Source organism: Variovorax sp. P4_B10, assembly GCF_056402375.1.
Map to the genome: position 1 here is coordinate 68734 of NZ_JBFUHN010000024.1, position 12259 is coordinate 80992.

A 12259-nucleotide genomic window follows, 5' to 3' on the forward strand; every position below is an offset into this window, starting at 1 on the left:
GAAGAGAAGACACCGACACCCACCTATGACCACGTCCCCGCTTGTCTTCATCACCGGCGCGTCGAGCGGTATCGGCCAGGCCCTGGCAGCGAGTTTCTACGACGCAGGCTATCGGCTGGCGCTGGTTGCCCGGCGCACGGCCGAGATCGAATCGTGGGCCAGCACTCGCCAATTGGATGCGGGGCGCTATCAGATATACAGCGCGGACGTGGCGCAGACAGACAGCATCGTGGCTGCCGGCGCCGCCTGCATCGAGCGCCAGGGGCTGCCCGACGTGGTGATCGCCAACGCCGGCATCAGTGTGGGCGTCGACACCGCGGAGCGCGAAGACATCGACGTGATGGCCCGGACCTTCGCGACCAACAACGTGGGCCTGATGGCCACCTTCCACCCTTTCCTGACGGCGATGCGGCTGCGCGGCAGTGGTCGGCTGGTCGGGATCGGGAGTGTCGCTGCCATTCGCGGACTGCCGGGGCACGGGGCCTATTGCGCCAGCAAAGCCGGCGTGGTCGCGTACTGCGAGAGCCTGCGCGGCGAACTGCACAAGAGCGGCGTGAAGGTCGTCACGCTCTGCCCGGGGTACATCGACACGCCGCTGACACAGGGCAACCGCTACGGCATGCCCTTCCTCATGAAGGCCGAGGACTTTGCCGACCAGGCGCTGCGCGCCATCGAGGCTGGCACCAGCTACCGCGTGATTCCCTGGCAGATGGGCGTGATCGCCAAGATCATGCGCATGCTGCCGAACGCGCTGCTCGACCGTGCCGTGCAGGGCCGCGCCCGCAAGAAGCGCAGCAGCGAAAGCTGATCGATCCTTCCGCTGCCACGGGCTGCTTGCCCGATGGGTTCCGCGAATCCCCCATGAAAAAGGCTCCCGAAGGAGCCTTTTATCTTTTGTTTGAGGTGTGCAGGGCTTAGTAGCCGCTGTTGCCACCGCCGCCGTAGCCACCACCACCGCCGGAGCGGCCACCGCCGCCACCGCCACGGGGGCCTGCGCCGTAGGGGCTGCGGAAACCGCCATCGCCACCACCGCCGCCACCACTGCGGCCACCACCGCCGCCGTAGCCGCCGCCACCGCCGGAGCGACCACCGCCGCCGCCGCCGTAGCCGCCACCACCGCCGCCGTAGCCACCGCCACCACCGCCGCCATAACCACCACCGCCGCCGCCGTAGCCGCCACCACCGCTGCGCGGGGGACGTGCTTCCATGGGACGTGCTTCATTGACGACGACGCTGCGGCCGCCCAGAGGTTGGCCGTTCATGCCGTTGATGGCAGCTTGCGCTTCGGCGTCACTGCCCATCTCGACGAAGCCGAAGCCCTTCGAGCGACCGGTGTCGCGTTCCATCATGACCTTGGCGCTGGTCACTGCGCCGAACTGCCCGAATGCCTGTTCGAGATCACCGTCGCGCACCGAGTAAGGCAGGTTGCCGACGTACAGTTTGTTGCCCATCGAGGGACTCCTATAAACACATCAAGAAAAGCGATGGAGTCCCGAAAGCATCACTCAAACGAGAGCCGTCGAGTCGCGCGAAACTGACCGATCACCGAACTACCCCCCGACCAAAAAATGAAGAGGGAGGCTCGTGCATTATGGGTGAAATATCCAAAAAGCAAGCATGAATTTGCGTCTTGGAGTAGCACCTCTAAAACAATAAGAAGCTAGCGCACGCTTACGCGATCCGAATGAAGTGATTGGCGTTACAGGTAGAATCCGCCCCGTCATTGGGGAGTAGCCGCCTTCCGCTTTCGAGAAGGGCCCGCGTCAACAGACTTGTCCTGCCCCACACGGGACATGGCGCGTGCAGTGAATACACCTGGCGAGACCTTTGACCGTGCAACTTCGGGACTATGGCCGAAGGTGTTGCACGGTCAATTGCGTCCTTCGGCCCAAGGAACCCCACATCCATCATGGAAGCTTTTCTGGTTGCAACCGGCGTGGTTGCGCTCGCCGAAATGGGCGACAAGACCCAACTCCTGGCTCTTCTTCTCGCGGCCCGTTTCAGGAAGCCCTGGCCGATCGTCCTCGGCATCTTCGCTGCCACCGTCGTCAACCACGCCCTGGCCGGTGCCGTCGGCAACTACGTCACCCGCTGGCTCGGCCCCGAAGTCCTGCGCTGGATTCTTGGCGGTTCTTTCATTGCGATGGCCGTCTGGATGCTGATCCCCGACAAGCTCGACGATGACGACGCCCCCGGCGCCTCGCATTTCGGAGTCTTCGGCACCACCCTGATCGCGTTTTTCCTCGCCGAGATGGGCGACAAGACCCAGATCGCCACGGTCATGCTCGCCGCCCGCTTCACGCAGGACTACGTCTGGGTCGTCGCCGGCACCACGCTGGGGATGATGCTGGCCAACGCGCCGGTCGTGTGGCTCGGCGACAAGATCGTGCGGCGCGTGCCGATCAAGCTGGTGCACGGCATCTCGGCCGCGATCTTCCTCCTGCTCGGCATCGTGATGATCATCGGCTGGTAACAGGGGAGCGGCCCCTTTCCAGGAACACCGCGGAACCGGCTTCGCAGTGCGCGCAGCCTGGGGGATATACTGTGCCTTGCGCCGATTTGCTTCAGCTTGCGGGCGCTTTATAAATTCTGCTAAAGACGGCTGCCGAACCCGGCTCGTTTTTGGCGAGGCCGGGTTTTTTCATTCATGCCGTCACCTTTGGTCGTCACTTCGCAGTCGATGCAGTTCGCAGGCCCGCTGGCCCTGCGCAGCGGCACGTCGATCAGCGACTACACACTCGCCTACGAGACCTATGGCACGCTGAACGCCGACCGCAGCAATGCGGTGCTGGTGTGCCATGCGCTCAATGCCTCGCACCACGTCGCGGGCGTCTACGAAGGCCAGGCCCGCTCCGAAGGCTGGTGGGACAACATGGTGGGTCCCGGCAAACCGGTCGACACCGACCGCTTTTTCGTGATCGGCGTCAACAACCTCGGCTCCTGCTTCGGCTCGACCGGTCCGATGCACGTCAACCCCGCCACTGGCCGCGTCTACGGCGCCGACTTCCCCGTGGTGACGGTCGAGGACTGGGTCGACGCCCAGGCCGTGCTGCTCGACGCGCTCGGCATCCGCACGCTCGCGGCCGTGATGGGCGGCAGCCTCGGCGGCATGCAGGCGCTCTCCTGGACGCTGCAATACCCCGACCGCGTGCGGCACGCCGTGGTGGTGGCCAGCGCCCCGAATCTCACGGCCGAGAACATCGCCTTCAACGAGGTCGCGCGCCGCGCCATCGTGACCGACCCCGACTTCCACGGCGGCCACTTCTACCAGCACGGCGTGATCCCCAAGCGCGGCTTGCGCATCGCGCGGATGATCGGCCACATCACCTACCTCAGCGACGACGTGATGAACGAGAAGTTCGGGCGCATTCTGCGCAGCGCCGTCGAGGGCGAGGCGGCGGGCCTCGACTACCGCTATTCCACGCAGGACGTCGAGTTCCAGATCGAAAGCTACCTCCGCTACCAGGGCGACAAGTTCAGCGAGTACTTCGACGCCAACACCTACCTGCTGATCACGCGCGCCCTCGACTACTTCGACCCCGCGCGCAGCCACGGCGGCAAGCTCAGCACGGCGCTGGCGCAGGCCACCGCCAAGTTCCTGCTCGTGAGCTTCAAGACCGACTGGCGCTTCTCGCCCGCGCGCAGCCGCGAACTGGTCGAGGCGCTGCTCGAGAACCGGCGCAACGTGAGCTACGCCGAAATCGATGCGCCGCACGGCCACGACGCCTTCCTGCTCGACGACGTGCGCTACATCGGCGTGGTGCGGTCCTACTTCGAACGCGTGGCGCAGGAAATCCGATGAGCGACCTCGACAACCAACGATTGATTGCCGCACTCGTGCCGGAGGGCGCGCGCGTGCTCGACCTCGGCTGCGGCGACGGCGCGCTGCTCGACCTGCTCCAGCGCGAGCGCGGCTGCACCGGCTACGGCGTCGAAATCGCCGACGGCAATGTGCTGCAGTGCATCCGCCGCGGCGTCGACGTGATCCAGCTCAACCTCGACGAAGGCCTCGCGATGTTCGACGACGCCTCCTTCGATGTGGTGCTGCAGATCGACACGCTGCAGCATCTGCGCAATGCCGAGGTCATGCTGCGCGAAACGGCGCGCGTCGGCCGCATCGGCATCGTCGCCTTCCCCAACTTCGCGCATTGGCCCAACCGCCTCAGCGTCGCGCGCGGCCGCATGCCGGTGACGCGCCGCCTGCCCTACCAGTGGTACGACACGCCCAACATCCGCGTCGGCACCTTCAAGGATTTCGAGGTGCTGGCCGGCAAGAACAACCTGCGCGTGCTGGACGCCTTCGGCCTGCAGGATGGGCGCGATGTTCGCTGGCTGCCCAACGCGCGGGCCAGCACCGCCGTCTTCAAGTTCGAGCGGGGCGGCTGAGCGCAGACCGCGTCGGATGAGCTTCACGCTGGCGCAACCGGTTCACAGCGAGCTGGTCATCAAGAAGAGCCGGTTCATCGGCTGCGTGCAGCCGGTGGCCGATCGCGCGGCCGCGCAGGCCGTGGTCGCGTCGCTGCGCACGCAGCACCCTGCCGCCGCGCATGTGTGCTGGGCGCTGATGGCCGGCGGCCAGTCCGCGGCCAACGATGACGGGGAGCCGGGCGGCACGGCCGGGCGCCCGATGCTCGAAGTGCTGCGGCATCAGCAGATCGAGGGCGCACTCGCGACGGTGGTGCGCTACTTCGGCGGCGTCAAGCTCGGTGCGGGTGGCCTGGTGCGGGCCTATACCGATGCCGTGGCGCAGGCCCTGCTCGGCGCCACGCTCGTGCCGCTGGTGCGCCAGCGCAGCTTGCGATGCACCGTGCCCTACGCACTCGAAGGGTTGGTGCGGCGTGAGCTGGCTGCGGCCGGCGCTGTGCTCGACGGCGTGCAGCATGGCGACGAGGTGCACGTCGCCTTCATGCTTCCCGAGCCCGACGCCGACGCCTTCATCGCGCGCCTCGGCGATGCTGCGCAAGGGCGCGTCGTCTGGCTGCCGGAGTGAGCCGCCGCGGCGGGGCGGTCGACGCCGAAGGCGGTGTCATCGCCAGGATGCCGCGCGGCGCCAGCGCGACCGGCGCCGCATCGTCATCGGGCCCGCGCCGCGCCATCTCCGCGGTCACGATGCCCGTGGGCACCGCCAGCACGCCCCAGCCCAGCAGCATCATCACCGAGGCGATCGTGCGGCCCAGGTCGGTCTTGGGCACGAGGTCGCCGAAGCCCACCGTGGCCATGGTCGAGATGGCCCAATAGATCGCCACCGGAATGCTCGTGAAGCCGTGCACCGGCCCTTCGACCACGTACATCAGCGTGCCCATCACCAGCACCACCAGCATCACGAAGCCGACGAACACCGTGATCTTCCGGCGGCTCGAGGCCACGGCCGACACCAGTGCGCGGTACTCCACCGAGTAGCGCGAAAGCTTGAAGATCCGGAACACGCGCAGCAACCGCAGGACGCGCACGTCGATCAGGTAGGCCATTTCGGGCGCGAACGCCACCAGGAAGGTCGGCAGCAGTGCCAGCAGGTCGATCACGCCGTAGAAGCTCAGCGCGTAGCGCAGGGGCTTGTTCACGCACGAGAGCCGCGCGATGTATTCGAGCGTGAAGAGAATCGTGAACACCCACTCGAGCGCATTGAACACCGGCCGCCATTGCTCGCGGATCGGCTGCACGCTGTCGAGGATCACCACCAGCACGCTGGTCACGATCACCGCGATCAGCGCCAGGTCGAACAGCAGCCCCGCACGGGTGTCGGCCTCGAAGATCACCGTGAACAGCGTGCGCCGCCAGCCCCTGGCGGGCTTGTCGAAGCGGAAATCGGAGCTGGACGAGAGGGAGCGCGCAGGCGCTTCGGAGGCAGAGGTGTTCGAAAGGGGCATCTTCCAGGGCCTGAGGGTCGCATGGCCGGACATTGTCATGTCGCTGGCGACTTATTCGGTTACGCTTATTGCGCAATGAAGTGCTGCAAGCCGTGAGTGCGTTCTTACGATAGGCCCTTTCTTGAGGAGCTCCCCTTTGGCTACACAGTCCCCCTTCTTCGGCAAGCGTGATCGTGACACCGACTCGTTGACATCCCGCCCCGCACCGCTGGTCGGTTCGGGCACCAATCTCTCCGGTACACCCGTCAATCCCTCCTCGTTGACTGCGCAGCAAGGCGGCCTGTCCGCGGCGGCCAACACCGCGCCGGCCAAGGAAGGTGGCAGCAAGCTCACCGTCGGCCCGAACATCAAGCTCAAGGGCGTCGAGATCACCGATTGCGACACGCTCGTGGTCGAAGGCCTGGTCGAGGCCACCATGGACTCGCGCCTGATGCAGATCGCCGAACAAGGCGAGTTCAAGGGCTCGGCCGATATAGACATCGCTGAAATCCGGGGCGTCTTCGACGGCAATCTCACGGTGCGCGAAAAGCTGGTGATCCATTCGACCGGCAAGGTCACCGGCAAGATCCGCTACGGCAAGATCGTGGTCGAAGAAGGCGGTCAGGTGTCGGGCGAGATCAGCTTCGGCGCCGCCAAGACTTCTTCCTGATCTTCAGGCCGCCCCGGTCTCGGCCGGCGGCTTCCATCCAAGGCGCTCCAGCAGGGCACCGGCCGCGGCCGGTGCCTTTTCTTTGGCGCCGTTGATGAAGTACACGAACACGTCGCGCTTCTCTGGCGACTCGGCCCACCCCTGCGCGCGCTCGGCCCAGGTGTCGAGCGCCTTGGGCCCGTAGCCCGTCTTGAGCCTGGCGTTGGCCATCATCAGCCGCGCATAGGCGAAATCGCCCTCGGGCTCTTCGAACGACGGAAACTTGTCGGCGTCGGTGAACACGGTCGAGACCTTGTGCTTCTTCGCAAGCGCCTTGTAGGCGGGCGTGATGAAGCTCTCGTGCCGCACGTCCATCACGTGGCGCAGCGTGCGGCTGCCCTCCTTCTTCGGCAGCAGCTGGAGAAAAGCCTCGAAGTCTTCCGCGTCGAACTGCTTGGTGGGCATGAACTGCCACACGATGGGCCCGAGCTTGTCGCCGAGCTCGACGACGCCGCTCTCGATGAAGCGCTTGATCGAGTCTTCGGCGGTCGACAGCAGCTTGCGGTTGGTCGCAAAGCGCGAGGCCTTGAGCGAGAACATGAAGTCGTCCGGCGTCTCGTCGTGCCACTTGCGGAAGTTCTCGGGCTTGAAGGTGCTGTAGTAGGTGCCGTTGATCTCGATGGCACTCACCTTGCGGCTGGCATAGCCCAACTCCCTGGCGTGCGCGAGCCCCTTGGGATAGAAGTTGTCGCGCCAGGGCTCGTAGGTCCAGCCGCCAATACCCACCTTGATATCCACCTGGGTCCGAGTCGTTGTTGCCTTGCTCACATTGCGCTCCGGGTTGAGATCGCCCGCACTCTACGCGCGGTCGCTGCGAGGCGCAAAATGCGATTTTTTCGTCACCCGCGGAGAACTCCCCGATGAACGCCCCCCTGCACCGCGAAATGCCCGCCGGCACGCTCGACGCCGAGCGCGCCCTCTCCGACGTCACCGCCCAATGGGACGGCGATATCCTCAGGCAACTCACCGACTACATCGCCATTCCCGCCAAGTCGCCCGGCTTCGACAAGGAGTGGTCGGCCAATGGCTATCTCGACACCGTGCTGCGCAACGCCGCCACCTGGGTCGAGGCGCAGAAGGTCGAGGGCCTGAAGCTCGAGATCGTGCGCCTCGAAGGTCGCACGCCCGTGCTGTTCTTCGAAGTGCCGGCCACCGGCACCGACATGAGCGAAACCGTGTTGATGTACGGCCATCTCGACAAGCAACCCGAGTTCACCGGCTGGCGCAACGACCTCGGCCCCTGGACGCCCAAGTACGAGAACGGCCTGCTCTACGGCCGCGGCGGCGCCGACGACGGCTATGCGGTCTACGCCAGCATCGCCGCGCTTCAGGCGCTCAAGAACCAGGGCGCGGCGCATCCGCGCATCGTGGGCCTGATCGAGACCTGCGAGGAAAGCGGCTCCTACGACCTGCTGCCGTACGTCGACGCACTGCGTCCCCGGTTGGGCAATGTCGAGCTGGTGATCTGCCTCGACTCCGGCGCCGGCAACTATGACCAGCTGTGGCTCACCACCTCGCTGCGCGGCATGGCCAGCGGCACGCTCAAGGTCGAGGTGCTGACCGAAGGCATCCATTCGGGCGACGCATCGGGGCTCGTGCCTTCGAGCTTCCGCATCATGCGGCAGGTGCTCGACCGTCTGGAAGACAGCGCCACCGGCCGCCTGCTGCCCGCGAGCTTCCATTGCGAAGTGCCGGCCGACCGCCTGGCGCAAGCCAGGGCCACCGCCGCGATCCTCGGCGAGGAGGTCTACAAGCGTTTTCCGTGGGCGCACTACGACTGCGGCGGCTCGACCATGTTCGCGCTGCCGACCACCACCGACCCGGTGGAGGCGCTGCTCAACCGCACCTGGAAGCCCACGCTGTCGGTGACCGGCGCCGAAGGCTTCCCGGCGCTGAAGGATGCGGGCAACGTGCTGCGCCCCTATACCGCGTTCAAGCTCTCGCTGCGCCTGCCGCCGCTGATCGATGCGGCCGAGGCGGTGCAGAACCTCAAGACGCTGCTCGAGGACAACGCGCCCTATCAGGCCCGCGTCACCTTCGAAAGCAACGGCGGCGCCACCGGTTGGAATGCGCCGACGATCACGCCGTGGTTCGAGGACGCGCTCAACAAGGCGTCGCAGGCGCACTTCGGCGCGTCCTGCGGCTACATCGGCCAGGGCGGCACGATCCCGCTGATGAACATGCTGAGCGCCGGCTTCCCGAAGGCCCAGATGATGGTGTGCGGCGTGCTTGGCCCGAAGAGCAATGCGCACGGACCCAACGAGTTCCTGCATGTGCCCTATGCCAAGAAGCTGACGGCCGCCGTGGCCGAGGTGATTGCGGCCTTGCCGGCTGCGCACCGCGCCGCTGCCGCGGAGCCGGTGGCGGCTTGAACGAAGCGCTACCCTTGCCGCAGCGCGTGTCGCTGTCCACGCCGGACGGTGAGACGCTGGCCCTGCGCCGCCTGCCCGCGCCCGGCCCGGCGCGGGCGGTGGTCGTGGTGGTGCACGGGCTCGGCGAGCACGCCGGCCGCTACCACGCGCTGGCGGAGTTCCTGCACGAATGGGGCTTTGCGGTATGGGCGCACGACCATCACGGACACGGCGAATCGACGGGCGCGCGCGGTGGATTGCCGAGCGAGCTTCGGCTGCTCGATGACCTCGCGCTGGTGATCGACGATGCGCGCCGCGAGAACCCCGGGCTGCCGCTGGTGCTGCTGGGCCACAGCCTGGGTGGGCTGGTCGCGGCGAGCCTGGTGGCGCGCGGGGTGCGGCCGGTCGACGGGCTGGTGCTGTCGTCGCCGGGACTCGATCCGGGGCTGAGCGGGTTCCAGAAAGCGCTGCTCACGGTGCTGCCGCGCATTGCGCCGAACCTGCGCGTCGGCAACGGGCTGGACGACAACTATCTCTCGCACGACCGCGCCGTGGTGCAGGCCTATCGTGACGATCCGCTCACGCATGACCGCATCGGCAGCCGGCTTGCGCGCTTTCTGGCCTACGAAGGGGCCACGGTGCAGCAGGCGGCGGCGCGTTGGCCGGTTCCCACGCTGCTGGTCTATGCGGGTGGCGATCGCCTCGTGATGCCGGCTGCGAGCCGCGCGTTTGCGGCCGCGGCCGCGCCCAGCGGCATGGTCGAAGCGCAGTGCTTCGAGACCCTGTACCACGAGATCTTCAACGAGCTGGACGCCGAGCCGGTGTTCGCCGCGCTGAAGCGCTGGCTCGACGAGCGCTTCCCGCCGAACTAACGGAGCGTTTCAGGCGTTGGCGGCGGCCGCGCGCCGCCGCGTCTGCGCAAGCCACAGCAGCGCTGCGCCCGTCAGCACCACCGGCACCAGCGAGCCGTAGTTCAGCAACTGCCAGCCCTGTGTCGTGACCAGAACGCCCGAGGCGAACGAGGTCAGCGCCAGCGTTGCGAACACGCAGAAGTTGAGCGCGCCCTGGGCCCGGTCGCGCTCTTCCGCCGTGTAGGCCGTGAGCGAGAGCGTCGTGCTGCCGGTGAAGAGGAAATTCCAGCCCACGCCCAGCAGGCACAGCGCCACGAGGAAGTGCTGCAGCTCCACGCCCGACAGCGCAACCGCGATGCAGCTGAAATTGAGCACCAGCCCGACACCCATCACGGGCAGCGCGCCGAAACGGCGAATCAGGTGGCCGGTGAAGAAGCCCGGCGCGAACATGCCGATCACGTGCCATTCGAGCACCAGCGCGGCATCGGAAAAAGGCAGGCTGCAGATCTGCATCGCGATCGGCGTGGCCGCCATCAGCAGGTTCATCACGCCATAGCCGAGTGCGCCCGCCGCAGCGGCGACGATGAACACCGGCTGCCGCATGATTTCTGCCAGCGGCCGTCCGCCCAGGGCCTGCTGGCGGGTCAGCGTGGCCGGGAAGTCGATGAAGCGCATCACCACCATCGACAGCAGCGCCACCGCTGCCAGCGCGATGTAGGCGCCTGCGAACGGCACGGCAAACGCTTCGCGCGTGGCGGCAGCGAGATTGGGCCCCGCCACCGCGCCGATCAGCCCGCCGGCCATCACCACCGACACCGCCTTCTCGCGCCATGCCGGCGCCGCCAGCTCGGCCGCCGCAAAGCGGTAGAGCCCGGCATTGGCGTTGTAGTAGCCGGCCACCACCGTCGCGAAGCACAGCAGCCAGAAGTTTTTCGAGATCGCTGCGAATGCGCACAGCAACGCCGACCCGAGCGCCACCGCCAGCCCGATCTGGAACGACCCGCGGCGCCCGAAGCGCTGCTGCGTGCGCGCCACCAGCCCCGTGGTGAGCGCACCGCCCACCACATAGCCCATGACCGGCAGCGTCGCCATCCAGCCCCGGGGCGCGATGCTCAGGCCCACCAGCCCGTTGATGGCGATGAAGGTGACGTTGTTGGTCAGGAACAGGCCCTGGCAGATGGCGAGCAGCCAGAGGTTGCGGTTCATGGAGAGGGACGGCTGGATTGAATCGGGGATCGGAGGCTGAGGTTCTACGTGATTCGAGCCTGTTGCGCCAGCCGGAATCGGCCAGGAAGCGGGCAAGAAAAAGCGCCCTCGCGGGCGCTGGAATCCTTGATGAGGCAGGCCTCGCTCAGGATTGCTTGCCTTGCAGCAGGCCGCTGAGCGAACCCAGCAGGTCTTCGTTGTTTCCGAGCCCCTGGTCGGGCACCTTGCCATGCGGCGTGAGCTGGTCGATGAGGGCCGGCAGCATGGTGGCCAGCATCGGCAGCAACGTTTGCGCGTTGATGCCGAGCTTGGCGGCGATGCTGGCGATGGTGTCGCTGCCCAGCGCGTTTTGCAGCTGGTCGCCGGAGACCGGCTGGTTTTCCCCCTTGCCGATCCACGAGCCGATGACATCGCCCATGCCGGCCTGCTCGAACTTCGAGACCAGGCCGCCCAAGCCGCCTTGACCGCCGTTGTTGGCAAGCAGGCCGCCCAGTGCGCCGGCCAGGCCGCCGAGATCTCCCAATCCCCCGATGCCTCCGCCTTGCGGTTGCTGCTGTTGCGCAGCGCCTCCTAGCACTTGACCGAGTACCGAGTCGAGCAATCCCATGGCCATTTCCTTGATGTGTGACAGAACCGCCCGCATTTTCCCGCGCGACGGACTACAAGCCGGAAGTGGAGTGCCCACTTTCGAACTTGCAACGTGACAAATTACTTGGTACGTGCCGGCCGTTTGGGCAACAACGCAGGAGTGACCCCCTGCACGCCCACGAGTCCCAGCACGGTCACGAGCGAATTCTGCGCGCCTTTCCATGCATCTGTCACGTCGATCGACTCGCTCAACGCATGGGAACCGGCGGACTTGCCGCCGCCGCCGACGATGATGGCCGGGATGCCCAGCGAGATCGGAACGTTGGCATCGGTGCTGCCGCCGCGCAGCAGCGTCTTCTGGCCGAAGGCGGTGTGCGAGCGAACGGCGGCCTCGACGATCGCCGAGTCGGAGGGAGTGCGGCCGCCGGGCCGGTCGCCGATCAGCTTGTGGCTCGCGCTCAGCGTCGTCACGTTCCAGCGCTTGTTCTCTTCGACCACGGCCTCGTCGATGGCCGCGAGGATCTTCTTCTCGGTTTCGAGCAGCGAGGCCATGTCGTCCGAACGGATGTCGACCGCCATGCGCGCATCGGGCGCGATGGTGTTGACCGAGGTGCCGCCACCCACGGTGCCGACCGTGAACGTGGTCTTCGGGAAGCTGGGCGTGCGGACCTCGGCGATCTTGGCGATCGCGCGGCCCATGCCGTGGAT

The 12259-nt window shown here is 66.7% G+C and carries 14 protein-coding genes and 1 riboswitch; of the genes, 8 read left to right on the top strand and 6 right to left on the bottom strand.

Features of this window, described 5'->3' with window-relative positions:
- The first annotated feature begins 25 nt into the window (after nt 1–25).
- Nucleotides 26–808: an SDR family oxidoreductase gene (locus AC1DXX_RS13695; RefSeq protein WP_478134746.1), complete on the top strand. Its 783-nt coding sequence runs from the start codon at nt 26–28 to the stop codon at nt 806–808.
- A 106-nt stretch (nt 809–914) separates the two neighbouring features.
- Here AC1DXX_RS13695 and AC1DXX_RS13700 read toward each other — a convergent pair whose 3' ends face one another.
- Complete coding sequence (locus AC1DXX_RS13700) at nt 915–1451, bottom strand: RNA recognition motif domain-containing protein (protein ID WP_478134747.1); 537 nt, start codon at nt 1449–1451, stop codon at nt 915–917.
- 262 nt (nt 1452–1713) lie between these two features.
- Nucleotides 1714–1892, top strand: a riboswitch (yybP-ykoY riboswitch).
- Nucleotides 1893–1909: 17 nt separating this feature from the next.
- Here AC1DXX_RS13700 and AC1DXX_RS13705 point away from each other — a divergent pair.
- From AC1DXX_RS13705 to AC1DXX_RS13720, 4 genes are all read left to right on the top strand, one after another.
- Nucleotides 1910–2473 carry a TMEM165/GDT1 family protein gene (locus AC1DXX_RS13705; protein WP_478134748.1) on the top strand — a complete coding sequence of 188 codons (564 nt, stop codon included), beginning with the start codon at nt 1910–1912 and terminating at the stop codon, nt 2471–2473.
- Between the two features lie 174 nt (nt 2474–2647).
- Nucleotides 2648–3802, top strand: a complete 1155-nt coding sequence (gene metX / locus AC1DXX_RS13710; protein ID WP_478134749.1) for a homoserine O-succinyltransferase MetX — start codon at nt 2648–2650, stop codon at nt 3800–3802.
- The gene (metW, locus tag AC1DXX_RS13715; RefSeq protein ID WP_435499374.1) at nt 3799–4386 is read left to right on the top strand and encodes a methionine biosynthesis protein MetW; all 588 of its coding nucleotides are present in this window, start codon (nt 3799–3801) and stop codon (nt 4384–4386) included. Before metX ends, metW begins: the two co-directional genes overlap by 4 nt.
- Before the next feature lie 16 nt (nt 4387–4402).
- Nucleotides 4403–4990 carry an IMPACT family protein gene (locus tag AC1DXX_RS13720; RefSeq protein WP_478134750.1) on the top strand — a complete coding sequence of 196 codons (588 nt, stop codon included), beginning with the start codon at nt 4403–4405 and terminating at the stop codon, nt 4988–4990.
- On the opposite strand, the gene AC1DXX_RS13725 is transcribed toward AC1DXX_RS13720, so the two are convergent.
- Nucleotides 4935–5867 carry an ion transporter gene (locus AC1DXX_RS13725; protein WP_478134751.1) on the bottom strand — a complete coding sequence of 311 codons (933 nt, stop codon included), beginning with the start codon at nt 5865–5867 and terminating at the stop codon, nt 4935–4937. The genes AC1DXX_RS13720 and AC1DXX_RS13725 overlap by 56 nt on opposite strands.
- Before the next feature lie 136 nt (nt 5868–6003).
- Between AC1DXX_RS13725 and AC1DXX_RS13730 the strand changes: the two genes are divergently transcribed.
- Nucleotides 6004–6516, top strand: a complete 513-nt coding sequence (locus AC1DXX_RS13730) for a bactofilin family protein (protein ID WP_478134752.1) — start codon at nt 6004–6006, stop codon at nt 6514–6516.
- 3 nt (nt 6517–6519) lie between these two features.
- Here the strand turns inward: AC1DXX_RS13730 and AC1DXX_RS13735 are convergent, their stop codons facing one another.
- A complete protein-coding gene (locus AC1DXX_RS13735; protein ID WP_478134753.1) occupies nt 6520–7323 on the bottom strand; it encodes a DUF72 domain-containing protein in 804 nt (267 codons plus the stop codon).
- A gap of 92 nt (nt 7324–7415) precedes the next feature.
- Here AC1DXX_RS13735 and AC1DXX_RS13740 point away from each other — a divergent pair, with 92 nt between their 5' ends.
- Together AC1DXX_RS13740 and AC1DXX_RS13745 are read left to right on the top strand one after the other, a co-directional pair.
- The gene (locus AC1DXX_RS13740) at nt 7416–8927 is read left to right on the top strand and encodes a M20 family metallopeptidase (protein ID WP_478134754.1); all 1512 of its coding nucleotides are present in this window, start codon (nt 7416–7418) and stop codon (nt 8925–8927) included.
- Nucleotides 8924–9778: a lysophospholipase gene (locus AC1DXX_RS13745; protein ID WP_478134755.1), complete on the top strand. Its 855-nt coding sequence runs from the start codon at nt 8924–8926 to the stop codon at nt 9776–9778. Before AC1DXX_RS13740 ends, AC1DXX_RS13745 begins: the two co-directional genes overlap by 4 nt.
- Nucleotides 9779–9787: 9 nt before the next feature.
- On the opposite strand, the gene AC1DXX_RS13750 is transcribed toward AC1DXX_RS13745, so the two are convergent.
- The 3 genes from AC1DXX_RS13750 to AC1DXX_RS13760 form a co-directional block, all read right to left on the bottom strand.
- On the bottom strand, nt 9788–10963 hold the full coding sequence (locus AC1DXX_RS13750; RefSeq protein WP_478134756.1) for an MFS transporter: 1176 nt from the start codon (nt 10961–10963) through the stop codon (nt 9788–9790).
- A 145-nt stretch (nt 10964–11108) separates the two neighbouring features.
- Nucleotides 11109–11570: a YidB family protein gene (locus AC1DXX_RS13755; protein WP_478134757.1), complete on the bottom strand. Its 462-nt coding sequence runs from the start codon at nt 11568–11570 to the stop codon at nt 11109–11111.
- Between the two features lie 101 nt (nt 11571–11671).
- On the bottom strand, nt 11672–12259 hold a 588-nt coding region (locus tag AC1DXX_RS13760), incomplete at its 5' end, for a peptidase dimerization domain-containing protein (protein WP_478134758.1).